Annotated in this window: 19 protein-coding genes; 8 read left to right on the top strand and 11 right to left on the bottom strand. The window is 72.7% G+C overall.

What is annotated here, in order from left to right; translation table 11 throughout:
• Positions 1-9 precede the first annotated feature (9 nt).
• A complete protein-coding gene (locus tag AB0J76_RS32710; protein WP_352319505.1) occupies positions 10-1,677 on the bottom strand; it encodes a protein kinase in 1,668 nt (555 codons plus the stop codon).
• Between the two features lie 81 nt (positions 1,678-1,758).
• On the opposite strand from AB0J76_RS32710, the gene AB0J76_RS32705 reads away from it, so the two are divergent.
• Positions 1,759-2,889 carry an alpha-hydroxy-acid oxidizing protein gene (locus AB0J76_RS32705; protein WP_352319504.1) on the top strand — a complete coding sequence of 377 codons (1,131 nt, stop codon included), beginning with the start codon at positions 1,759-1,761 and terminating at the stop codon, positions 2,887-2,889.
• 50 nt (positions 2,890-2,939) lie between these two features.
• Positions 2,940-4,046 carry a winged helix DNA-binding domain-containing protein gene (locus tag AB0J76_RS32700; protein ID WP_352319503.1) on the top strand — a complete coding sequence of 369 codons (1,107 nt, stop codon included), beginning with the start codon at positions 2,940-2,942 and terminating at the stop codon, positions 4,044-4,046.
• Here the strand turns inward: AB0J76_RS32700 and AB0J76_RS32695 are convergent.
• The 3 genes from AB0J76_RS32695 to AB0J76_RS32685 are packed head-to-tail and all read right to left on the bottom strand — an operon-like array spanning position 4,017 to position 6,972.
• On the bottom strand, positions 4,017-4,838 hold the full coding sequence (locus tag AB0J76_RS32695) for a carbohydrate ABC transporter permease (protein WP_352319501.1): 822 nt from the start codon (positions 4,836-4,838) through the stop codon (positions 4,017-4,019). The two genes, AB0J76_RS32700 and AB0J76_RS32695, sit on opposite strands and share 30 nt — an antisense overlap.
• Positions 4,835-5,725 carry a sugar ABC transporter permease gene (locus AB0J76_RS32690; RefSeq protein WP_352319500.1) on the bottom strand — a complete coding sequence of 297 codons (891 nt, stop codon included), beginning with the start codon at positions 5,723-5,725 and terminating at the stop codon, positions 4,835-4,837. The genes AB0J76_RS32695 and AB0J76_RS32690 overlap by 4 nt, the downstream gene beginning before the upstream one ends.
• Positions 5,722-6,972 carry an extracellular solute-binding protein gene (locus tag AB0J76_RS32685; protein WP_352319498.1) on the bottom strand — a complete coding sequence of 417 codons (1,251 nt, stop codon included), beginning with the start codon at positions 6,970-6,972 and terminating at the stop codon, positions 5,722-5,724. Before AB0J76_RS32685 ends, AB0J76_RS32690 begins: the two co-directional genes overlap by 4 nt.
• Positions 6,973-7,094: 122 nt before the next feature.
• Here AB0J76_RS32685 and AB0J76_RS32680 point away from each other — a divergent pair, with 122 nt between their 5' ends.
• The 3 genes from AB0J76_RS32680 to AB0J76_RS32670 all read left to right on the top strand — a co-directional run bounded on the left by AB0J76_RS32680 (position 7,095) and on the right by AB0J76_RS32670 (position 10,541).
• The gene (locus AB0J76_RS32680) at positions 7,095-7,850 is read left to right on the top strand and encodes an IclR family transcriptional regulator (RefSeq protein WP_352319496.1); all 756 of its coding nucleotides are present in this window, start codon (positions 7,095-7,097) and stop codon (positions 7,848-7,850) included.
• Positions 7,847-8,791, top strand: coding sequence for a sugar kinase (locus tag AB0J76_RS32675; RefSeq protein ID WP_352319495.1), 945 nt, complete (start codon positions 7,847-7,849; stop codon positions 8,789-8,791). The genes AB0J76_RS32680 and AB0J76_RS32675 overlap by 4 nt, the downstream gene beginning before the upstream one ends.
• Before the next feature lie 85 nt (positions 8,792-8,876).
• Positions 8,877-10,541 (top strand): catalase, encoded by a 1,665-nt coding sequence (locus tag AB0J76_RS32670; RefSeq protein ID WP_352319493.1) that lies wholly within the window; start codon positions 8,877-8,879, stop codon positions 10,539-10,541.
• Between the two features lie 7 nt (positions 10,542-10,548).
• Here AB0J76_RS32670 and AB0J76_RS32665 read toward each other — a convergent pair whose 3' ends face one another.
• From AB0J76_RS32665 to AB0J76_RS32645, 5 genes are read right to left on the bottom strand one after another with little or no spacing between them, the layout of a single operon-like run.
• The gene (locus AB0J76_RS32665) at positions 10,549-11,481 is read right to left on the bottom strand and encodes a dihydrodipicolinate synthase family protein (protein ID WP_352319492.1); all 933 of its coding nucleotides are present in this window, start codon (positions 11,479-11,481) and stop codon (positions 10,549-10,551) included.
• Positions 11,478-12,470: an ABC transporter ATP-binding protein gene (locus AB0J76_RS32660; RefSeq protein ID WP_352319490.1), complete on the bottom strand. Its 993-nt coding sequence runs from the start codon at positions 12,468-12,470 to the stop codon at positions 11,478-11,480. Before AB0J76_RS32660 ends, AB0J76_RS32665 begins: the two co-directional genes overlap by 4 nt.
• Positions 12,463-14,394 carry a dipeptide/oligopeptide/nickel ABC transporter permease/ATP-binding protein gene (locus AB0J76_RS32655; RefSeq protein WP_352319488.1) on the bottom strand — a complete coding sequence of 644 codons (1,932 nt, stop codon included), beginning with the start codon at positions 14,392-14,394 and terminating at the stop codon, positions 12,463-12,465. The genes AB0J76_RS32660 and AB0J76_RS32655 overlap by 8 nt, the downstream gene beginning before the upstream one ends.
• Positions 14,391-15,353 (bottom strand): ABC transporter permease, encoded by a 963-nt coding sequence (locus AB0J76_RS32650; protein WP_352319486.1) that lies wholly within the window; start codon positions 15,351-15,353, stop codon positions 14,391-14,393. Before AB0J76_RS32650 ends, AB0J76_RS32655 begins: the two co-directional genes overlap by 4 nt.
• Positions 15,350-16,954 (bottom strand): ABC transporter substrate-binding protein, encoded by a 1,605-nt coding sequence (locus AB0J76_RS32645; protein WP_352319485.1) that lies wholly within the window; start codon positions 16,952-16,954, stop codon positions 15,350-15,352. The genes AB0J76_RS32650 and AB0J76_RS32645 overlap by 4 nt, the downstream gene beginning before the upstream one ends.
• A 138-nt stretch (positions 16,955-17,092) precedes the next feature.
• Between AB0J76_RS32645 and AB0J76_RS32640 the strand changes: the two genes are divergently transcribed.
• Positions 17,093-17,812 carry a FadR/GntR family transcriptional regulator gene (locus AB0J76_RS32640; RefSeq protein ID WP_352319483.1) on the top strand — a complete coding sequence of 240 codons (720 nt, stop codon included), beginning with the start codon at positions 17,093-17,095 and terminating at the stop codon, positions 17,810-17,812.
• On the opposite strand, the gene AB0J76_RS32635 is transcribed toward AB0J76_RS32640, so the two are convergent.
• Positions 17,800-18,384 (bottom strand): HD domain-containing protein, encoded by a 585-nt coding sequence (locus AB0J76_RS32635; protein WP_352319481.1) that lies wholly within the window; start codon positions 18,382-18,384, stop codon positions 17,800-17,802. The two genes, AB0J76_RS32640 and AB0J76_RS32635, sit on opposite strands and share 13 nt — an antisense overlap.
• Positions 18,385-18,415: 31 nt before the next feature.
• Between AB0J76_RS32635 and AB0J76_RS32630 the strand changes: the two genes are divergently transcribed.
• Positions 18,416-19,264, top strand: coding sequence for a DUF4429 domain-containing protein (locus AB0J76_RS32630; protein ID WP_352319479.1), 849 nt, complete (start codon positions 18,416-18,418; stop codon positions 19,262-19,264).
• A 41-nt stretch (positions 19,265-19,305) separates the two neighbouring features.
• The gene (locus tag AB0J76_RS32625) at positions 19,306-19,866 is read left to right on the top strand and encodes an NADAR family protein (RefSeq protein ID WP_352319477.1); all 561 of its coding nucleotides are present in this window, start codon (positions 19,306-19,308) and stop codon (positions 19,864-19,866) included.
• Here AB0J76_RS32625 and AB0J76_RS32620 read toward each other — a convergent pair whose 3' ends face one another.
• Positions 19,867-22,236 carry a helicase-associated domain-containing protein gene (locus tag AB0J76_RS32620; RefSeq protein ID WP_352319475.1) on the bottom strand — a complete coding sequence of 790 codons (2,370 nt, stop codon included), beginning with the start codon at positions 22,234-22,236 and terminating at the stop codon, positions 19,867-19,869.
• Positions 22,237-22,277 lie beyond the last annotated feature (41 nt).

Genomic DNA, 22,277 nt, shown 5'->3' with positions numbered 1-22,277 from the left:
GGCGGCCGGTCAGGAGGCGGGGTAGGTCTTGAGCACCCTGCCCTGGGGGTCGGCCACCAGGTAGCCCGTGCGGTAGGCGTCGCTGAGGTAGACGAGCAGCACCTGCTTGGTGCTGGTGAAGACGAAGTTCGGATCGACGATGAGGTAGCGCGCGGTGGGCTTGCGCACGCCGAGGACGCTCTCGGCCTTCTTGAACAGGCCGGGCAGGGCGTCCCAGTTGTACTTGGCCAGGTCGACGGCCGGGGTGCGGATGGTGGAGCCGGTGCCCTCGCGGGTGGCCCTGCCGTCGCGGTAGGCGTAGCGGTCGTAGACGGCCGGGTCGCCCTTGACCGGGGCGTCGGCGGAGATGTGCGTCGGGTAGACGACCATCCGGACGACCTTGGTGCCGCCCATGACCGGCTTGAGCGCCTTGATCGCGGCGCGGATGCCGTCGGCGGTGAGCAGGTTCTCCGGCTGCGGCTCCGGCTCCTCGCTCGCCTTCGGCTCCTCGACGTCGGTGGTCTCCACCGGGGTGATCTGCGGCGTGTCCGGCTGGGTCGGCTCCTCCGCGCCGCGCACGCCGGGCAGCAGCGTGTAGACCAGCACGCCGGTCACCGCCAGCGCGCCCACGGAGGCCGTCACGGCGGCGACCGGCGACCGGCGGGCGCGGCGCGAGGCCACGGTGCCGGGCTGCGAGAACGACGGCTGCGGCCCCCAGGGCTGCGGCGCCCCGGGCGGCACGGTGGCCCCCTGCCGCGCCCCGGGCGGCACCGTGGCCCCGGACGGCGCGCCATGCTGGAACGGGCCCGGCGACGAGGGGGCCTGTTGGAACGGGCCCGGGGCGATGGGCGGGTAGGCGGGCGGGGCCGAGCCGGGGTCGGCGGCGGCGGCGAGCATGCGGTCGAGGGTCTCGGCGTCGGGACGTCCGGCCGGGTCGCGGCGCAACAGCGCGCCGAGCACCGGCCCGAGCGGCCCGGCCCGCTCCGGCGGCGGCACCTCCTGGTTGAGCACGGCGGCCAGCGTCGCCAGCGTGGTGCTCCTGCGCAGCGGGTGGCGGCCCTCGACGGCCACGTACAGCAGCATGCCGAGCGACCACAGGTCGGAGGCGGGGTCGCCCTCGTGCCCGTTGATGCGCTCGGGCGCCATGTACTCGGGCGAGCCGATGAACGACCCGGTCGCCGTCAGGCTGGTCGACTCGCGCACGGCGGCGATGCCGAAGTCGGTGAGCACCGAGCGGCCGTCCTCGCGCAGCAGCACGTTGGCGGGCTTGACGTCGCGGTGCAGGATGCCGACGGCGTGCGCGGCGCGCAGCGCGGACAGCACCTCGCGGCCCAGGCGGGCGGTCTCCCAGGGCGTCATCGGCCCGCGCGCGAGGCGGTCGGCGAGCGAGCCGCCGGTGACCAGCTCCATGACGATCCACGGGTAGCCCTCGCCGCCCGGATCGAAGATGTGGTGGATGGTGGCGACGTGCGGATGGTTCAGCCGGGCCAGCGCGCGGGCCTCGCGCAGCACCCTGGCCCGCAGCTCGCGGGCGGCCTCGGGGTCGTGCTCCTCGAACGCGGGATCGGGCGGCCGGACCTCCTTCAGCGCGACCTCGCGGTGGAGGGCGGTGTCCCAGGCGCGCCACACCAGGCCCATGCCACCGCCGCCGAGCCTCTCGGTCAGCTCGAAGCGGTTGTCGATCACGCGTTTGTGCATGGGAAGCAGCGTAGGGCCGCGTCGTGGTCGCCGTCATCAGGGTGTCGCGGCGGGGACGGGCGGGCTGGTTGGATGGGCGCCATGAACGCAGGCGATCACCAGCTCGGCATCTACCTGACGGGCATGCTCGAAGGCCGTACGCCGGAGCTGACCACCGACCTGTCGGCCCTGGAGGCCGCGGCCGGGCGGGTGCTGTCGCCCGAGGCGCTGGGCTACATCGTGCCGAGCGCGGGCAGCGGCTCGACCGCGCGGGCCAACCTGGAGGCGTTCCAGCGGCGCCGGATCGTGCCGAGGATGCTGCGCGGCGTCGCGCGGCAGCGTGACCTGTCGTGCGAGGTGCTGGGCACCCGGATGGCGGCGCCGGTGCTGGTGGCGCCCATGGGGGTGCAGACGCTGGCCCACGAGGAGGGCGAGCTCGCCACCGTGCGGGCCGCGGCCGCGGTCGGCGTCCCGTACGTGCACTCGACGGCCGCCGCCCACGACTTCGAGCAGGTGGCGGCGGCCGGCGGGGACGCGCCGCGCTGGTACCAGCTCTACTACCCGACCGACCGGGACGTGTGCCTGAGCTTCCTGCGCCGGGCCAGGGCGACCGGCCACTCGGTGCTGGTGGTCACGCTGGACACGACGCTGCTCGGCTGGCGTCCGGCCGACCTCGACCGCGGCTACCTGCCGTTCCTGGCCGGCACGGGCATCGCCAACTACCTGAGCGACCCCCACTTCGCCGGGGTCGAGAACCCGGTCGCCCACTGGGCCGGCATGTTCCCCAACCCGGGCCTGAGCTGGGACGACCTGCCGTTCCTGCGCGACCACTGGGACGGCCCGATCGTGCTCAAGGGCATCATGAGCACCGAGGACGCGCGCCTGGCCGCCGAGCACGGCGTCGACGGGATCGTGGTGTCCAACCACGGCGGCCGGCAGGTCGACGGCGCCCTGGCCGCGCTCGACGCGTTGCCGGGCATCGCCGAGGCGGTCGGCGACCGGCTGACGGTGCTGTTCGACTCGGGCGTGCGCACCGGGGCCGACGTGGTCAAGGCGCTCGCGCTGGGCGCGCGGGCCGTGCTGGTCGGCCGTCCCGTGCTGTACGGGCTGGCGCTGGGCGGGCAGGCGGGCGTCGAGCACGTGCTGCGCTGCCTGCTAGGCGAGCTGGACATCACGCTCGCCCTGTCCGGCTACTCCGCGCCGGACGAGCTGGGCCCCGGCGCGCTCGCCTGAGCGCGCATCGAGGTCCGGAAGTGACCGCGATTGCCCCTACCTTTGTCCGCATGGATCCCCTCATCTCCCAGCGCGCGCTCAACCGGGCCACGCTTGACCGGCAACTGCTGCTGCGCCGCGGCGACGGCAGCGTGCAGGAGGTCGTCGAGCGGCTCGGCGGCCTCCAGGCGCAGACCCCCCACACCTGGTACGTCGGCCTGTGGAACCGCATCGAGGGGCTCAAGCCCGAGGACGTCTCGGGCCTGCTGGCCGGCCGGGAGCTGGTGCGGATCGCGTTGCAGCGCTCCACCATCCACCTGGTCACCGCCCGCGACTGCCTGGCCATGCGGCCGCTGCTGCAGGCCGTCACCGAGCGCATGACCCGTACGACGTTCGGCCGGCGGCTGGCGGGCGTCGACCTGGACGAGCTGGCCGCGACCGGCCGGGCGCTGCTGGAGGAGCGGCCGATGACCTTCGCCGACCTCGGGCGGGCGCTGGCCGAGCGGTGGCCGGAGCACGACCAGCACGCGCTCGGCCAGGGCGTGCGCTGGCTGCTGCCGCTGGTCCAGGTGCCGCCGCGCGGGCTGTGGGGCAGGAGCGGGCCGGTCGCGCACACCACCGCCGAGTCGTGGCTGGGCCCGGCCGAGGTGCCGCCGATGACGCCCGCCGAGCTGGTCCGGCGCTACCTGGCCGCCTTCGGCCCGGCCTCGGTGCAGGACGCGCAGACCTGGTCGGGCCTGACCAGGCTGGGCGAGGTCGTCGAGTCCATGGACCTGGTCCGCTTCAGGGACGCCGCCGGCCGCACCCTGTACGACCTGCCGGAGGCCGTCCGGCCGGCCGAGGACGTGCCGGCCCCGGTGCGGCTGATGTACGACTTCGACAACCTGTTCCTGTCGCACGCCGACCGCTCGCGGGTGATCAGCGAGCGCGGCGCGGCCGTCATGCAGGGGTCGTTCATGGGCACGAACGTGATCCCCCGGATCATCCTGGTGGACGGCGTCACCGCCGGCGACTGGACGGTGACCAGGGCCAAGGGCGTCTCCACGCTGAACGTGCACCAGTGGACGCCGATCGCCGAGCTGGACGAGGTCGAGCGGGAGGCGCGGCTGCTGCTGGAGTTCCTCGCCCCCGATGACAGGCACGACGTCTCAGTCCTTGACCGCCCCTCCAAGCCCTGACACGAGCCGCCGCTGCACCGCCACGAAGAAGATCAGCACCGGGATCGTCATCAGCGTCGAGGCCGCCATGATCCCGCCCCAGTCGTTCTCGTCGGGCTTGAAGAAGACGAGCAGCGCCGCGGGCAGGGTCTGGTTGTCCTTGGCCGAGACGATGAAGGTGCGCGCGAAGACGAAGTCGTTCCAGGCGGTGATGAAGGAGAACACGCTGGTCGCCACCAGGCCGGGCGCGACCAGCGGGAACAGGATGCGCCACAGCACGGTCGCGCGTCCGGCGCCGTCGATCATCGCCGCCTCCTCCAGCGCCTCCGGCACCCCGGCGACGAACCCGCGCAACATCCAGATCGCGAACGGCAGCGTGAAGGCGAGCTGCACCACCACCAGCGAGGCCAGCGTGTTGAGCAGGCCCAGGTCCCGGACCACGAAGAACAGCGGGATCGTCAGCGCCTCGACCGGCACCATCTGCGCGACCAGGAACATGATCAGCACGGTCGTCCTGAACCGGAAGGCGAACCTGGTCACGGCCACCGCCGCGAGGAAGGCGGCCCCGGCCGACAACACGACCACGACGAGCGCCACGATCGCGCTGTTGAGCAGGTAACGGGCGAAGTTCTCCCCGGTCAGCACCCGGACGAAGTTGTCCAGCGTCGGGTGCGACGTCCAGGGCCTGACCTCCAGCGACTGGATCTCCCCGGCGGGCTTGAGCGCCGACAGGACCATCCAGTAGAGCGGGAACGCGGTGAGCAGGGCGACCACCAGCGCGACCGCGTCGGGCAGAAGACGTCGTCGGTTCACAGGCGTTCCCCACTGCGCCGCAGCGCCCGGATGTAGAACAGGGTGATCACCAGCAGGATCAGCGTCATGACGACCGCGACGGCCGAGCCGAGCCCGTACTCGGAGGAGCCGAAGGCGATCTGGTAGGCGTAGACGTTGAGCACGGTGTTCTGCCCGGCCACGCCGCCGCCGTTGGTCATCACGTAGATCTGGGTGAAGAGCTTGAAGTCCCAGATGACCGACTGGATGACCACGATCGTGACCAGCGGCCGCAACATCGGCACGATGATCCGCCAGAACCCCTGCCAGGCCGAGGCGCCGTCGAGCGCGGCCGCCTCCAGCACCGAGGCGGGGATGGCCCGGATGCCCGCGAAGAGGGTGATCATCACCAGCGGGAACGAGTGCCACACGACCGTCGCGCCGACCACGCCGAAGGTGACCCACCGGTCGTAGAACCAGTTGAACCCGTCGATCCCGAGCACCTGGTTGACCAGGCCGAGGTCGGCGTCGAACAGGAACATCCACACGGTGGAGCCGGTCATCGCGGGGGCCGCCCACGCGCCGAGCGCGGCCAGCGACAGGGCCGCCCTCGGCAGCGGCCCGGTTCTTGTCAGCAGCACGGCCAGGGCCGCGCCGACCGCCAGCGTCGCGACGACCAGCGCCGCCGTGAACCCCACGGTCTGGGCCAGCACCTCCCAGAACCGCCGGTCGCCGAGCAGCGCGGCGTAGTTGCCGAACCCGACGAACGTGCTCGGCTGCCCGCCGCTGACCTGCGCCTGCCGGTAGTCGAAGACCGACAGCAGGCCCAGCATGTAGACCGGGTAGCCGAACATGGGGACCAGCACGGCCGCCGCGGGCAGCAGGTAGAGCCAGGGGCGCCCGCGGCGGACGGTCGCACCTCGGCTCACGAGCGGCCGAAGGCGGTCTTGACGGCCGCGGCCGCCTCGGTGGTGGCCTGCTCGACGGTGGACTGACCGGTCGCGACCTTCTGCAGCATCGTGGGGATGACCTTGCCGTTGTCGATCTTCACCCAGGCGGGGTCGACCGGCACGAACCGGGTGCCCTTGGCCACCGTGTCCAGGAACGGCTTGACGAACGGGTCCTTGGCCGCCAGCTCGTCGCGGGCCGAGGTGAGCGTCGGCAGGTTGCCCATCGCGTCGTACATCTTGGCCTGGTACGCCTTGCCGCCCAGGAGCTTGACGAAGTCCGCGGCCAGGGTGCGGTGACCGGCGTTCTTCAGCACGCCCAGGTTGTTGCCGCCGGCGAAGGCGGGCGCGATCGAGCCCTCGGCCGCGCCGGGCAGCGGGACGACGGCGTACTTGCCGGCCACCGCGCCGGCGTCCACGGCCGAGCGGCTGAAGTTGCCGAGTATGCCCATCGCGGCCTTGCCGCCGGCGAACAGCTCGACCGTCTTGCCGCCGGTCAGCGAGACGCACGCCTGCGGCGGGCAGATCTCGTCGGTCAGCAGGTCCGTGTACGCCTTGACGCCCTTGCGCGACTGCGGCGAGTCGAGCGAGGTGATGTCGCCGCCGGCGTCCCAGACGAAGGGCAGGGCGCCGAAGGTGTACTCGCCGCCGACGGCGATGCCGTACAGGTCGGGCTTCTTCTTGCGGATCGTGCGGGCGGTCTCGGTCAGGGCGGCGATGGACGTGGGCGGTTTCAGGCCCAGCTCGTCGAAGACGTCGGTGCGGTAGTAGAGGGCCCGGATGCCGATGAACCACGGCAGGCCGTACTGCTTGCCCTGGACGGAGGCCGACCTGACCAGGTCGGGGGCCAGGTCCAGGCCCTTCAGATCGGCGGTGAGGTCGGCGAATCCGCCGGCGGCGGCGTACTCGGCCAGGTCGGTGTTGCCGTACTCGGCGACGTCCGGGGAACTGGCCGGGTCGTTGAAGGCGCCCTTGAACTTCTCGTGCCGGGCGGGCGTGGTGGGGATGTAGGTGACCTCGACCTTGACGTCCGCGTGCGCGGCGGTGAACTCCTTGATCGCCTCGTTGACGACCTTGTCCTTGGGGGCCCGGTTGGGCTCGTCGAAGAGCCAGACGCGCAGCGTCCCCGTCCGCTCGTCGCCGCCGCCGGAGGCGGGAGCGGTCGAGGGCGCGCAGGCGGCCAGCGTGAGCAGGGCCGTTCCGGCCGCGGCAAAGTAAAGAAACTTCACTATTACCTCCTGCGCAGACACTAGGAATTCGCTCCGGAGTCGAGAAGACCTGTCAGGAGATGTTGTGCAGTGCACAACAGGGTGCTGCATTTCGCGAAATTTCATCGAATATGGTGACTTGCGTGCCTGACCGCAACCAGTCCGCCTCGCTCCGGCGCGCCCTGGCCGTCCTGGACCACGTACGCGGCCACAGCGGCCTGTCGCTCACCCAGCTCGCCGAGGCCGTGGGCCTGTCCAAGAGCACGGTGCTGCGGCTGACCGTCCCGCTCGTGGAGGCCAGGCTGCTCGAACGCGACCGCAGGACCGGGGCGTACCGGCTGGGGCACGGCACCCTCCGGCTCGGGCAGGCGTACCTGGCCACGCTGGACCTGCGCGCGGTCGCCGCCGAGGAGTCGCACCGGCTGATGAGCGAGGTGCGCGAGACCGTGCACCTGGTCGTCTACGACCACCCGCACGTCGTCTACATCGACAAGGTGGAGAACGCGACGAACGTGCGCATGGCCTCGCGCATCGGCAGCCGCGGCCCGGTGCACGCCACGGCGGTCGGCAAGGCGATCCTGGCCTGGCAGCCGGAGGAGGCGCTGGCCGGGCTGGCGCTCGACCCGATCACCAAGCACACCATCACCGACCCCGACCGGCTGCGCGCCGAACTGAGCCACATCCGGCGGCGCGGCTACGCGGTGGACGACCGCGAGAACGAGCCCGAGGTGCGCTGCGTCGCCGCGCCGATCTTCAACCACAACGACGCCGTCGTCGCCGCCGTCTCGGTCTCCGGGCTCACCTCGCGGATCACCGCGGCGCGGGTGCGGGAGCTCGGGCCGCTGGTGGCCGGGGCGGCGTCGCGGATCTCCAGAAAGCTGGGCAGGCCCACCACATGACCGAACTGGTGACCTTCGGCGAGACCATGGCGCTGTTCGCCGCCCGGCGCACCGGGCCGCTGCGCTTCGCCCGCGACTTCGACCTGGGCCTCGGCGGCGCCGAGTCGAACGTGGCGATCGGCGTGGCCCGGCTCGGCCGCCGGGCGACGTGGGCCGGGCGGGTGGGCGACGACGAGTTCGGCGACCTGATCCGGGCCACGCTCGCCGGCGAGGGGGTGGACGTGCGCGCGGTCACCGACCCGGACGCCCCCACCGGCCTGATGATCAAGGGCCGGCGCACGGCCGACCTCGTGGACGTGCGGTACTACCGCAAGGGCAGCGCCGGGTCGCGGCTGCGGCCGGCCGACCTCGATCCGGCGCTGATCGCCTCGGCCCGCGTACTGCACGTCTCCGCGATCACCCCGGCGTTGTCGGCGTCGGCCCGGGAGACCGTGGCGCACGCGATCGCCGTGGCGCGGGCGGCCGGCGTGCTCGTCTCGCTGGACGTCAACTACCGCCGGGCCCTGTGGACGGCCGAGGAGGCGGGTTCCTGGCTGCGGGAGACGGTCGGCGGCGTGGACGTGCTGTTCGCGACCGTGCCGGAGGGCCGCCTGGTCGCCGACGTGGACGACCCGGCGGAGCTGGCCAAGGCGCTGGCCTCGCTCGGGCCCTCGTCCGTGCTGGTCAAGTCGGGGTCGGCGGGCGCGCTGGAGCTGTCCGGCGGGGTGTTGCGGCAGGCGCGGCCGTACCGGGTGACCGAGGTGGACCCCGTGGGTGCCGGGGACGCGTTCGCGGCCGGCTGGCTGGCGGACTGGCTGGCCGGGGCGGCTCCCGAGCGGCGGCTGGACACCGCCTGCGCGGCGGGCGCGTTCGCGGTGACCTCGCAGGGCGACTGGGAGAGCCTGCCCCGCCGCTCCGACCTGGGCCTGCTCGGCCGGACCGCCGACGACGTGAGCAGGTAGCCGCCCAAGGACGAGGTTTTGCCCGTTTTCGACCCGTTCTTGAGGGCAGCCGGGGAAGATCTCGTCCGGGGAGAGGAACAGTGCGATGACAGACGTCTCCAGCAAGGGTCCGCAGTCGAACGACGAGCGCGAGGTGCTCACCAACCGACAAGGGCATCCCGTCTACGACAACCAGAACCAGCGGACGGTCGGCCCGCGCGGACCGGCGACGCTGGAGAACTACCAGTTCCTGGAGAAGATCAGTCACTTCGACCGCGAACGCATCCCCGAACGGGTGGTGCACGCCAGGGGCGCGCTGAGCTACGGCTACTTCGAGGCGTACGGCAAGATCGGCGACGAGCCGGTCAGCCGCTACACCAGGGCCAAGCTGTTCCAGGAGGCCGGCAAGCGCACCGACGTCGCGCTGCGCTTCTCCACCGTGATCGGCGGCCGGGACTCCGCCGAGACCGCCCGCGACCCGCGCGGTTTCGCCATCAAGTTCTACACCGAGGACGGCAACTGGGACCTCGTGGGCAACAACCTGGCCGTCTTCTTCATCAGGGACGCCATCAAGTTCCCCGACGTCATCCACTCGCTCAAGCCCGACCCGGTGACCTTCCGGCAGGACCCGAACCGCATCTTCGACTTCATGTCCCAGACGCCCGAGTCGATGCACATGCTGGTCAACCTGTTCAGCCCGCGCGGCATCCCCGCCGACTACCGGCACATGCAGGGGTTCGGCGTGAACACCTACAAGTGGGTCAACCAGCAGGGCGAGACGTTCCTGGTCAAGTACCACTGGATGCCCAAGCAGGGCGTGCGCAGCATGACCGCGGCGGACGCGGCGGTCGTCCAGGCGGGCGACCTCGGGCACGCGACGAAGGACCTGCACGACGCCATCGAGCGCGGCGACTACCCCGAGTGGGAGCTGCTGGTCCAGCTCATGAGCGACGACGAGCACCCCGAGCTGGACTTCGACCCGCTCGACGACACCAAGGTGTGGCCGGAGAACGAGTTCCCGGCCAGGCCGGTCGGCCGCCTGGTGCTCAACCGCAACGTCGAGAACCAGTTCGCCGAGAACGAGCAGGCCGCCTTCGGCACCGGCGTCCTGGTGGACGGCCTCGACTTCTCCGACGACAAGATGCTGGTCGGCCGGACGTTCTCCTACAGCGACACCCAGCGCTACCGGGTCGGCCCGAACTACCTGCAACTCCCGGTCAACCAGGCCAGGAACGCGCCCATCAGGACCAACCAGCGCGACGGCCAGATGGCGTACTTCGTCGACACCGGCGGCGAGGACCCGCACATCAACTACGAGCCCTCGCTGCGCGGCGGCCTGCGCGAGGCCGAGTACCCGACCCTGGACGAGGAGGGCCCGGTCATCAGCGGCCGGGTCATGCGCAGGCGCATCCCGCGGACCAACGACTACAAGCAGGCCGGCCAGCGCTACCTGCTCATGGAGCAGTGGGAGCGCGACGACCTGGTGCACAACTTCGTCGACGCGCTCAGCCAGTGCGACCGGCGCATCCAGGAGCGCATGGTCTGGCACTTCCTGCTCGTGGAGGACGACCTCGGCCTGCGCGTCGGCGAGGGCCTCGGCATCACCCCGGACGACGTCGCCCACCTGGAGCCGCTGGCGAGCCAGGACCTCACCGACGAGGACCGGGAGCGCCTGGTCAAGCTCGGGCGCAACGGCCCGCGCGACGTGGAGGGCCTGAAGATGACCCATTGCGTGCCCAACGAGCGGGCCGCCCACGCCGACGGCCTCTGAACGACGGCTACAGCAGCCCGGCGGCGGCCAGCAGCTTGCCGACCCGGCCGGTCTCGTCGTCGTTCAGCGGGATCTGCGGCAGCGCGGTGAGCGGGCAGTCGATGACGCCCCGCAGGTGCAGGGCGGCCTTGAACGCGCCCAGCCCCGCCGAGCTGCCGCCCATGCGGCCCGCGCCGACCCGGACGATCTCGAACAGCCTGACCAGGCGTTCCTGCTCGGCCCTGGCCGCCGCCCAGTCGCCGCGGGAGGCGGCCCGGTACAGCGCGGCGTACCCGTGGGGGTCCACGTTGCCGAGGCCGGGCACGACGCCGTCGGCGCCCATCCACAGCGCGGAGTCCACGGTCACCTCCGACCCGGTGAGCACGCTGAACGGCGCCCGGCGGCCCAGGATGACCTGGCGCAGCCCGCCGTCGTCGCCGCTGGAGTCCTTGACCCCGGCGAGCGCGCCCTCGGCGGCCAGGTCGAGCAGCAGGTCCGCGCTCAGCTTGGTGTGCACGCTGACCGGCAGGTCGTAGGCGTAGACCGGCAGGCCGGCGCGGGCGGCGATCGTGCGGAAGTGGGTGCGGATCTCCTCGGGGTGGGTGCGCGTGTAGAACGGCGCGGTCGCCACCAGCCCGGACGCCCCGGCCGCCGCCGCGACGCGGGCGTGTTCGAGCACCCGCGGCGTGGTCATGTCGATCACCCCGGCCAGCACCGGCACCTGACCGGCGACGTGCCCGACGACCGTGTCCAGGACCACCCGCCGCTGCGCGTCGGTCAGGTAGGCCACCTCGGAGGAGGAGCCGAGCACGAACAGCGCGTCCACCCCGCCCGCCAGCAGGTGGTCCACCAGCCGGGTCAGGGAGGCGGCGTCCACCTCGTGGCCGGGGGTGAACGGGGTGCAGACCGGGGGGATCACGCCGGTCACCGTCGCGGCCCCGGCGACATCGGGATCTGTCATGAGTGCTCCTGGATCAGCTCTAGGTCGGTGGCTCCGGCCGCCACCGGGTGGTGGCAGTGGAAGAGGTGGTCGTCCCCGGCCCGCGTGGCGGCGGGCATCTCGGCCGCGCACAGGTCGTCGGCCCGCCAGCACCGGGTGCGGAACGGGCAGCCGCTCGGCGGCCTGGTGGCCGACGGCACCGCGCCGACCAGCGGGATCGGGGTGATGGGCGAGATCAGCCCGGGGGTGGCCGAGAACAGCGCCCGCGTGTACGGATGCCTGGCCCGCCCCGGCACCGACCGCGCGGGCGTCTGCTCGACGATCCTGCCCAGGTACATGGTGACCACGCGGTCGCTCATCCGGCGCACGGTCTGGATGTCGTGCGAGATGAACACCATCGCCAGCCCGAGCCGGTCCTTGAGGTCGAGCAGCAGGTTGAGGATCTGGGCGCGGACCGACACGTCCAGGGCGCTGGTGGGCTCGTCGGCGACGACCAGCCGCGGTTCGAGGGCGAGCGCCCTGGCCACGGCCACCCGCTGCCGCTGCCCGCCGGAGAGCTGGCCGGGCAGCGCGCCGGCGACGCCCGCGGGCAGGCCCACCAGGTCCAGCAGCTCGCGCACGCGGGCCTCGCGCTCGCCGGGGGTGCCCCGGCGGTGCACGTCGAGCGGGTCGCGCAGGATCCGCCCGACCGGCAGCCGCCGGTTGAGCGCCGTGGACGGGTCCTGGAAGATCAGCCCGACGCCGCCGCCGACGAGCGCGCGCCGCTCGTCCTGCTTCAGCGTCCACAGGTCGCGGCCGTTCAGTCGCACGTTGCCCGAGGTCGGCCGCTGCAGCCCGACCAGCACCTTGGCCAGCGTGGACTTCCCGCAGCCCGACTCCCCCACGATCCCGACGGTCTCGCCGGGCGCGACGGTCATCGAGGCGGCGGTCAGGGCGTGCACGCGGTCCCGCGAGAACAGCCCTCCCGAGCGGGCCCTGTGCACGACGTGCACGTCGTTCAGCTCAAGCACGTGTCTCACTCCCTGCGAGTCCGACCGCCGGATGGTGGCAGGCCACCGCGTGCCGCCTGGCCTCTCCGGCCAGCACCGGGGTCTGCGTACGGCACACGCCGGTGGCCATCGGGCACCGGTCGGCGAACCTGCACCCGGCCGGGAAGTCGGCGGGCGCGGGCACCACGCCGGGGATCTGGGTCAGCCGCTCGGCCCCCGACTCCAGCGACAACACCGAGCCGAGCAGCCCCCGCGCGTAGTGGTGGGCGGGCTCGCCGACCAGGGCGGCGGTGGCGCCGGTCTCGACGATCTGGCCGCCGTACATGACGACGACGCGGTCGGTGACGTCGGCGACCAGCGCCAGGTCGTGCGAGACCAGGATCAGCGCGAACCCCAGCTCCTCGCGCAGCCGCAGCAGCAGCTCGATGACCTGCGCCTGGACGGTCACGTCGAGCGCGGTCGTCGGCTCGTCGGCGACGATCAGCTTCGGGTCGCGCGAGAGCGCCATCGCGATCAGCACCCGCTGCCGCTGGCCGCCCGAGAGCTCGTGCGGATAGGCGGACAGGGTGCGGCGGGCGTCGAGGCCGACCAGTTCCAGCAGCTCGGCCGGGGTGCGCCGGCCGCCCCTGCGGGTGAGCTGCCTGAGCTGGGCCCTGATGGTCATGGCCGGGTTGAGCGAGGACAGCGCGTCCTGGTAGATCATCGCCATCTCGTGGCCGAGCAGGCGGCGGCGGGCCCGGCGCGGCAGCGCGAGCAGCTCCTTCTGGTCGAAGCGCACGTGGCCGCCGACCCGGGCCTGGCGCGGTTGCAGGCCCATGACGGTCAGGGCGGTCAGCGACTTGCCGCAGCCGGACTCCCCGACCAGGCCGACGACCTCGCCGGGCCACACCTCGAAGCCGACGCCGTCCACGATGTCCACGCCGGGGTCGAAGCCGATTCTCAGGCGTTCGACGCTGAGGATCGGCTGCCCGTCCGGCAGCGGGCGGGCGCGTGCGGCCAGCCGGCGGGCGGCCTCGGCCAGGCCGGGCAGCTCGACGACCTGGCCGGCTCCGGGGACGGCCTGCTCGTAGGCGTCGTCCTTGCGGGGGGCGGCCCTGCGTACCGGGGCGGCCCAGGCGTCGGAGATGCCCTCGGACAGGATGTTCAGGGCCAGCACGGTGATCAGGATCAGCAGCCCGGGGAAGACCGTGGCCCACCACCCGCCGAGCAGCACCAGGTTCTTGCCGTCGGCGATGACGCTGCCCCACGACGGGTTCGGCGGCCGTACGCCGGCGCCGATGAACGACAACGACGCCTCGAACACGATCGCGTCGGCCACCATCACCGTGCAGAACACCAGCACCGGCGCCGCGCAGTTGACCGCGACGTGCCTGAGCACGATGTACGGCGTGCGCGCGCCGATGACGCGCTCGGCCGCCACGTAGTCCTCGCCGTACTGGGCGATCACGTTGGCCCGCACGACCCTGGCCACGGACGGCATGTAGAGGAAGGCCATGGCCATGACCAGCACCGGGATGCTGCCGCCGAACACCGCGACCAGCACGGCGGCCAGCGCGATGCCGGGGAAGGCCATGATCACGTCGAGCACGCGCATGACGGTCTCGTCCACGACCCGGCGGGAGGTGGCCGCGACCGCGCCGACGACCGCCCCGGCGACCAGGGCGAGGCCGGTGGCGCCGAGGCCGATGATCAGCGACCAGCGGGCGCCGTACAGGAGCCTGGACAGGATGTCGCGGTTGGCGCTGTCCAGGCCCATCCAGTGCGCGGCCGACGGGCCGCCGCCGGTGGCCTCCTGGAAGTACGGCGAATGCGGCGCGATCAGCGGCGCGAACAGGGCGGCCAGCACCACCAGGACGACGACGGCGACCGCCGGCCACGACGCCGCGGGCAGCCGCCGGAAGGCGACGCCGGGCCTGGACAGGCGTTCGGCGAGTCCGCTTCTCATCGGGCGGCACTCCTCAGGCGGGGGTTGACCAGCAGGTAGAGGATGTCGACGACCAGGTTGACCACCATGAAGCCGATCGCGATGGTGAGCACGACGCCCTGCACCACGGCCGGGTCGCCGTCGCGCACCGCGTTGATCATGAGCTGGCCCATGCCGGGCAGGCCGTAGATCGTCTCGATGACCACCGTGCCGCCGATCAGGTAGCCGATGCGCAGGCCGAGCACGGTCAGCGGGTTGATCAGCGCGTTGCGCAGCACGTTGCGGCCGACCACGACGATCATCGGCAGGCCGCTGCCGATCGCGGTGCGCACGTAGTCCCGGTCCAGTTCCTCGACCATCGACGTGCGGATGATGCGGGTGAGCTGGGCGGCGATCGGCAGCGACAACGACAGCGCGGGCAGCGTCATCGACTGCAGCCAGCCGGTGAGGGAGTCGGCGGGGTTGATGTAGCCGCCGGTCGGGAACAGCCCCTCGCCGACCGCCAGCCACTGGATCATCAGCAGCGCCAGCCAGAACGCCGGGGCCGCCACGCCGACCAGCGACACCACCCGGATGGCCTGGTCGGGCCAGCGGTCGCGGAACAGCGCCGCGGTCACGCCGAACACCAGCGAGAGCACGATCGCCACGGCCAGGCCGAGGAACGTGAGCTGCAGGGTCAGCGGCAGGGCGGTCGTCACCGACTCGACGACCGGCTTCTTGGTGAGCACGCTGGTGCCCATGTCGCCCTGGGCGAGGTCGGCGACGAAGCGCACGTACCGCAGCGGCAGCGGGTCCAGCAGGCCGTTCTCCTCCTGGAAACGGTGGATCTGCTCCGCCGTGGGGTTCGCGCCCTGGAAGTAGGCGTACTCGGGCTTGACGCCCGAGAAGCGCATCACGACGAACACGAACGCGACCACGCCCAGGACCAGCGGGATCAGGATGAGGAGCCGCCGCAGCAGCATCCTGAGTACGAGCGTCATGTCCTCTTGGCCTGCAGCAGGTTGATGCCGGGGTACGGCTGGGCGCGGATGCCGGAGAGCTTCTTCGGGTCCCAGGCGGTCATCAGCTCGTTGTGGACGACGGGATAGAGCACGGCCTGCTCGGCGACCAGGTCCAGATATCTGTGGATCTGCTCGCTCTCCTTGGCCTTGTCCGTCTCCTTGCCGGCCGCGTCCATCATGGCGAACAGCTTCTCGGCGTCCTTGCTGCCGTCCCAGTGGCTGTACTTCATCCACAGGCCACCGGGCACGTAGTTGTAGTGCAGGATCAGATCGGCGTCCATGCCGAACTGGTTGGGGTTCGAGGCCGCCGCGACCACCTGGTAGTCCTGGAACTGGTCCATCTTGGTGAACAGCGCGGCCGTGTCCTGCGGCTCCAGCGTGGTCTTGATCCCGACCGCCTCCCAGGAGGCGGCGATGGTGGGCAGGCAGTCGACGATCCAGCTCACGTTGACGGCCATGAGGTTGACCGTCAGGTTCGTCACGCCCGCCTCCTTCAGCAGCGCCCTGGCCTTGTCGGGGTCGTGGTCGTAGACGACCGAGGCGCGCCGGTGGTCGGGGTGGCCCTCGTTGAGGAAGGAGCTGGCGGCCGTGCCGTGGCCCTTGAGCGCCACGTCGATCATCTTCTGCTTGTCGATGGCGTAGTGCAGCGCCTGGCGGACGCGTACGTCGTCGAAGGGCTTGGCGGCGGTGTTGAACATCAGGAACATGTGGTTCATGCCCTTGCCGCCCTCGACCGTGAGGCCCTGCTGCTTGAGCTGGTCGACGTTGGCGTACGGGATGTTGTCGGCGATCTGCGCCTCGGCCGAGCCGCCGGAGATCTTGGCGACCCGGGCGGAGGCGTCCACGATGGTCAGCCAGTTCATCTTCCTGACGGTGGCCGGGCGGGGGCCGTTGTAGCCGTCGAACGCCTCGAAGGAGGTGTTGGATTTGGGGTTGTGCGCCGTCTGCCTGTACGGCCCGGAGCCGACCGTCATGCCGCTCTTGGCCTTGTCCCACGCACCCGGCTGGCTGAACACGTGCTTCGGCATGATCTTGGCGATGGTCAGCCGGGGCGCGGCCTCGGGGAAGGGGAACTTCAGGACCAGCTCCACGGTCCGGTCGTCCACCTTCTTCACCTCCTGGAGCCAGGGCTTGAAGAAGTTGCCGGTCAGCACGTTGTCGGGGCCGAGGATGCGCTCGAAGGTGAAGACCACGTCGTCCGCGGTGACCGGCTGTCCGTCGTGCCACTTGGCGCCCTCGCGCAGCGCGAACGTCCACGACGTGGCGTTCGCGTCGGCGGGCAGCGCCGCCGCCAGGGCCGGGTACGGCTCCCGGGTGACCGGGTCGGTGTCGAGCAGCCCTTCGTAGACGTGGCTGATCCCGGCCATCGCGAACGCCGACGCGGTCTGCGTCGGGTCCCAGCTCTGGTCGTTGCCGTAGCCGATGACGGCGGTGATCAGGTCTTTGTTCGATCCGGCGCCGACCGAGCCGGTCGAGGCCGGGCCTCCGGAACAGGCGGAGAGGGTGGCCGCGATGAACGCCGCCGCACCCGTGGCCCCGCTGTAGCGCAGGAAGTCACGGCGGCTGAACTCAGAGCTCACGGATGCCTCCTGGGGGGAACAGGTAGAACGTAGGACATCCCATGTCCTATCTTGTGCGTAACGTGGACGCTAAACGCCAGAGCGTCTTGAGGTCAACAGAGGATTTCCGGAATGTTACCTACGACGAAAGGAAGCTTCATGGCCGCAGTCCCGCGTCCGGCACGTCCCAGCCGGGCCGTCGAGGCCCAGGAGGGCGTCAAAGACCTGATCGTCAGGCGCGGGCTGGTCGCGGGCGACCCGCTGCCCACGGAGTCGGAGCTCATGGAGGAGCTCCAGGTCAGCCGCAACTCCGTACGGGAGGCGCTGAAGGCTCTGCAGGCGGTCGGCATCGTGGACATCCGCCACGGCTTCGGCATGTTCGTCGGCCGGATGTCGCTGTCCGGCCTGGTGGACGAGCTGGCCTTCCACAGCCGCATCACCCTGCAGAACGGCCGCAACCACCTGGCGCACCTCATCGAGATCCGCGAGATCCTGGAGAGCGGGCTCGTCCAGCGGCTCATCGACCTCGGCCCGGAGGCCGACCTCGCCCCGGTGGCCGACGTCATGGCCCGCATGGACCACGAGTCGCAGGTCGGCGAGGTCTCCCCCGAGACCGACCGGCTCTTCCACGACCTGCTCTACCGGCCGCTCGGCAACCCGCTGGTCAGCCAGCTCCTCGGCGCCTTCTGGGACGTCTACCACCAGCTCCGCGACCACCTCGGCGCCCCCGACGAGCCGCCCGGCGACGTGGCCAGGCGGCACCGCGACATCTACGCCGCGGTGCTGGCCGGCGACCGGGCCGCCGCGGTGTCGGCCGTCTACGCGCACTTCGACGGCGTGCGCAACCGGCTGGCGCGGCTGGGGGATCAGTCGGGGTAGCGGGCCACGCGCCTGGCCCACGGCCGCCGCCACTCCTCGTACCACTCGGCGAACCAGGGGTGGGGCGCGGCCAGCGGCACGATGTGGGCGACGGTCTCGTGGTAGTAGCGCTTCTGGAACCGCCAGTGGAGGCGCTGCAACTCCTGCACGTTGCTGACCCGGTCGGCCAGCTTCACCAGCACCGCCTGCGCCGGGGCCTTGGCCAGCGCGGCCAGGTGGTCGGCCTTCGCGCGCCCGGCGGGCCTGGTCACCCAGCGGACGAGCCCGGTCACCTCCGCGCCGAACCGCCGGGCGAGCTCCCGCTCGGTGCACGCGGTGTCCTCCAGGACGTCGTGCAGCACGATCGCGGTCAGCACGTCGGGGTCGCGCACCTGCGCCCCGGCCACCGCCACCTCCAGCGCCTCCAGCAGATGCTCCACGTACGGCCGCCCGGTGGGACGCTGCTGCACGCCGTGCTGCGTCCGGGCGAAGCGCACCGCCTCGCGCAACCCCGTGACGGTCTGCGACGGGAGCGCCTCGGCCAGGGGGCCGGCGGCCTGGCCCCACGACATCCAGCTCGTGAAGATCTTCATCGGGCTCCTCTCGACGTCCTAGGCTGAGAATATGACCGAGATCGCCGTTCCCGACGGCTCGTGGACGTTCAACGGAGAGATGCTGCGCGTCGTCCCCGGCGGGGACAAGAACGTTCACGAGCTCCGCAAGGTGCTCGGCGAGGTGGCCGTGCCGCTGGAGGCCATCGCGACGTGCGCGTTCGAGCCCGGCCGCAAGGGCGGCCAGCTCCGCCTGCGCCTGCGCTACGGCGCCGATCCCCTGTCCGACCTCGTCGCCGGCTCGCTGGCCGCGCCCGCCGACCCGTACCGGCTGGCGGTGCCCAAGGAGCGCGCCGGTGCGGCCCAGTACTTCGCCGACGAGGTCCGCGACACCCTGGAGATCAACCAGACGCCCGGCGGCCCCTGCGAGCACTACCTGCTCCCCGGCCCCGCCATCCCCGTCTCGGCCACGGCCGGCGACGGCACGGCCATCTTCGACGGCGAGCGCGTCCGCCTGGAATGGACGGGTTTCGCCAGCACGGAGAAGGAACAAGCAGGGTCGCAGGAGTTCCCGCTGGCCGAACTGACGGGCGTGGAGTGGAAACCGCAGTCCGGCCTCGGCTACGGCACCCTCCGCTTCCGGCTCAAGGGCGACGGGCCGGGCGCGTCCCCGCAGAAGGACCCCCACTGCGTCTCCTGGGGCATCCAGCGCTTCGGCGGCGCGACCGCGCTGGTGGGGGCCGCGGTGCTGGCCCGGCTGCCGCGCGAGCAGCCCGAGGAGCTGGAGCCGGCGGCCTCCGTCGGCGACGCCCACGACGCGGTGCTGCGCCGCCTGGCCGAGCTGGGCGAGCTGCACCGGTCCGGGGTGCTGACCGACGAGGAGTTCGCGGCGGCCAAGCAGGCCATGATCCGCCGGCTTTAATCGGCTTGGCCGGCGTCCGTCCCCTGTGGGACGGTTGAGCGGTGTCCGACCAGCTTCCCCGTACCGTGGACGAGGCCGTCGAGGCGGAGCGGAACGGCCGCCGCCCGCGCTACCTCTACTTCTGGGGCCACCGCCCGGCCCGCGACGGCGGCCCCGGCCGCGGCTGCCTGTCGCAGTGGTGGCCGGTCACCTTCACCGAGGGCGGCCACACCTTCGCCTCGGCCGAGCACTACATGATGGCCCACAAGGCGTGGCTGTTCGGCGACCACGACAGCGCCGGCCGGATCCTCCTGGCCGCGACCCCGGGCGAGGCCAAGAAGCTCGGCCGCACCGTGCGCGGCTTCGACGAGGCGGTGTGGGCGGCCCACCGGCTCGACATCGTCACCCGGGCCTCCCTCGCCAAGTTCGGGGCCCACCAGGACCTGCGGGAGTTCCTGGTCGGCACCCGCGCGCACGTGCTGGTCGAGGCCAGCCCGCTGGACCGGGTCTGGGGCATCGGCCTGGCCGCCGACGACGAGCGCGCCGCGTCCGCGGCGACCTGGCGGGGGCTGAACCTGCTCGGTTTCGCCCTGATGGCGGCCCGCGACGAGCTGGACGCCTGATCAGGTCAGCACGTCGGTGATCTTCGCCAGGTCCAGCAGCCGGAACTCGGCGGGCTCGTGGCACCACACGTCGAGGTCGGCACCGCGCAGCTCCGGACCGCTGACGGTGAGCTCCTCGCCGTCGTGGACGATCCGGGCCGTGCCGTGGTACTCCAGCTCCATCGCCACCCGTTCGCGGGCCTTGGGGGGCAGGGCGGTGGCGTACCGGGCGAAGACGTCGCGCAGGCCGTGCCGGCTCGGCGGCGGCTCGCCGGCGGTGGCGACCAGCCAGGCGGCGGCGCGTTCCGGGCTGAGGACCGCCCGCTCGCGGCCGGCCGGACGGGCCGGGGCGCGCCGGGGCGTGCGGCCGGTCACGGTGAGCGAGCCGTCGTCCGCGCGGGCGACCGGCGCGTACCCGGCCTCCCTGAGCAGGGCCAGGGTCTGCGCCGGGTCGAGCGCGCTGGCCAGGACGGTGGGGGCCAGCAGGCGCGGACGCAGCTTGGCCAGCCCGCGATGCGCGGCCAGCTCGGCCAGCAGGGCCTCGTCGTCGCCCACCACGCAGCAGCCCACCGGGACCACCTCGATCTCCCCGTGCCGCCGGGCGACGTCGTGGATCAGGTACGTCAGGGGCTGCGGCAGCGGGCCGGCGGCCACCTCGGCCAGGGCGGACAGGAGGCCGGCGGCGGTGTGACCGGCGTCCAGGGCGCGGCGCACCGAGGACGCGCCGAACCGCCACGAACCGCCGGGCTCGCGGTCGGCGGCCCGGTCGAGCACCTCCGTCAGGGCGGCGGCGGGCGGGCCGGTGACCACGGCGGTCAGGTCGGTCCCGAACAACGCCTGCCGCCGGGCCTGCGCCAGCACCCCGGCGGCGGCCTCGCCCACCCGCGGGCCGGACGGCGTCCGGAGGGCCAGGCCGGGCGGGCTGAGGGCGTCCGCGCCGACCAGGCCCAGCAGCCTCGACTCGGCCAGCACGGCGAGCACGACCTCGCGGCAGCTCGCCCGCTGCAGCAGCGGAAGGTGCCAGCTCGCGGCCGCCGCCACCTCCTCCGCGTCCGGCACGGCCGCCGCCTCTCCCGTCGCCGTCCCTCCCGTCGCCGTCCCTCCCGTTTCCGTGGCGCCCGGGAGCAGCCCGAACACCACCTCCCTGATGACGCTGGACGGTGTCCCGGTCCCGGCGGGGGCCAGCGGGGTGCGCGGTTTGCCGTCGTACCGGCGGGTGGGGCTGATCGGCAGCCGCCACCACGCCTCGACCAGCGCGGCGTAGCGGTCGGCCGGTGACAGGCGCAACCAGGCGTCGTAACCCCTGGTCGGCGAGATGCCGGCACGCCGGGTCTCGGTCGCGCGCCGGTTGCGCACCTGCGTGGGCGGGTTGGCGGCCAGCAGCCCGGCGGCGTGCGTGACGTCCAGCAGCAGGCGGACCTCGTCCTCGTCGCAGCCCAGCCGGTTCGCCAGGCGGCGCACCTCCTTCACCCCGACGCCGCCGCCCTGCAGCTCGGCCAACGGCTGCGCCGCCGCGTCCTGCAGCAGGGCCGCGGCCCGGTCCAGGAGGCGGAGGGCGGCCACGGACGCCTCGTGCGCGACCAGGTCGGCGGCGACCGGCCGGGTACGGACGGCCGGCTGCTCGACCGGCAGGTCGATCCGGTGGCCGGCCCCGCGCAGCGCGAGCCCGACCTCCATGGGCATGACGTAGGTGCGCTCCCAGTCGACGCTCCAGACGAGACCGTGGTCGCGGGCCCACCGCGCCGGCGTCGCCGGCCGCCGCGGCTGGGGCTGGCCGCGCGGCGGGAACTCGTCGAGCACCCGCGCGGGCCCGCGATCGAGGAAGTCGTCCAGCAGCTCGCGGGTGCCCGCCGGGGCGCGGGCGACCAGCCGGGCCAGCCTGCCGGGATCGCCGAGGGCCGCCGTGATCGACTCGATCAGCGCCGCTCTGCGCGGTGTGCCCGTGCCGCCCAGCCGCCGGTGCACGTCGATCAGCTCGGCCACGGTGACGTGCGCGACCACCCCGGACAGGTCGGGACCCAGCCCCAGGGGCGTCGGCAGCACCGCGGGCAACCCGGCGGCCGGGTGCAGCGCCCCGCCCTCACCCCGCCGTACGAGCGCCACGCGTTCGAGCCGGTCGATCAGCCCCGGCAGCTCGTCGCCGGCGGCCACCAGGCCGGCCAGCGGCCGGCCGCTGCGGGCCGCCACCAGGATCGCCTCCACCAGCAGCAGGCAGGGCAGCGGGGTCCGGGACAGCGCCAGGTGCACCGACTCCGGCGCGTCGAGCCGCTCGGCCAGCTCGGCCAGCCGCCGCGGCGGCACGGGCCGCAACACGTCGGGCCGCGCCGCCAGCAGCTCGGCCAGCCGCTCGCGCCCCAGCCCCGCCAGCCACCCCGGAAACGTCTCGTCCACCGACCGATTGTCGCAAGCCGCGGAGAGCGAAGAGGCCCGGA

The organism is Nonomuraea sp. NPDC049624, assembly GCF_040675255.1.
Taxonomy (GTDB): domain Bacteria; phylum Actinomycetota; class Actinomycetes; order Streptosporangiales; family Streptosporangiaceae; genus Nonomuraea.
This window is presented reverse-complemented; position numbering and strand designations above follow the sequence as displayed.

Excerpts from the sequence above, each read along its gene's own strand:
- AB0J76_RS32670 (WP_352319493.1), top strand. The coding sequence starts at position 8,877 with ATGACAGACGTCTCCAGCAAGGGTCCGCAGTCGAACGACGAGCGCGAG.
- AB0J76_RS32705 (WP_352319504.1), top strand. The coding sequence starts at position 1,759 with ATGAACGCAGGCGATCACCAGCTCGGCATCTACCTGACGGGCATGCTC.
- AB0J76_RS32655 (WP_352319488.1), bottom strand. The coding sequence starts at position 14,394 with ATGAGAAGCGGACTCGCCGAACGCCTGTCCAGGCCCGGCGTCGCCTTC.
- AB0J76_RS32640 (WP_352319483.1), top strand. The coding sequence starts at position 17,093 with ATGGCCGCAGTCCCGCGTCCGGCACGTCCCAGCCGGGCCGTCGAGGCC.
- AB0J76_RS32665 (WP_352319492.1), bottom strand. The coding sequence starts at position 11,481 with ATGACAGATCCCGATGTCGCCGGGGCCGCGACGGTGACCGGCGTGATC.
- AB0J76_RS32675 (WP_352319495.1), top strand. The coding sequence starts at position 7,847 with ATGACCGAACTGGTGACCTTCGGCGAGACCATGGCGCTGTTCGCCGCC.
- AB0J76_RS32710 (WP_352319505.1), bottom strand. The coding sequence starts at position 1,677 with ATGCACAAACGCGTGATCGACAACCGCTTCGAGCTGACCGAGAGGCTC.
- AB0J76_RS32700 (WP_352319503.1), top strand. The coding sequence starts at position 2,940 with ATGGATCCCCTCATCTCCCAGCGCGCGCTCAACCGGGCCACGCTTGAC.
- AB0J76_RS32635 (WP_352319481.1), bottom strand. The coding sequence starts at position 18,384 with ATGAAGATCTTCACGAGCTGGATGTCGTGGGGCCAGGCCGCCGGCCCC.
- AB0J76_RS32630 (WP_352319479.1), top strand. The coding sequence starts at position 18,416 with ATGACCGAGATCGCCGTTCCCGACGGCTCGTGGACGTTCAACGGAGAG.
- AB0J76_RS32650 (WP_352319486.1), bottom strand. The coding sequence starts at position 15,353 with ATGACGCTCGTACTCAGGATGCTGCTGCGGCGGCTCCTCATCCTGATC.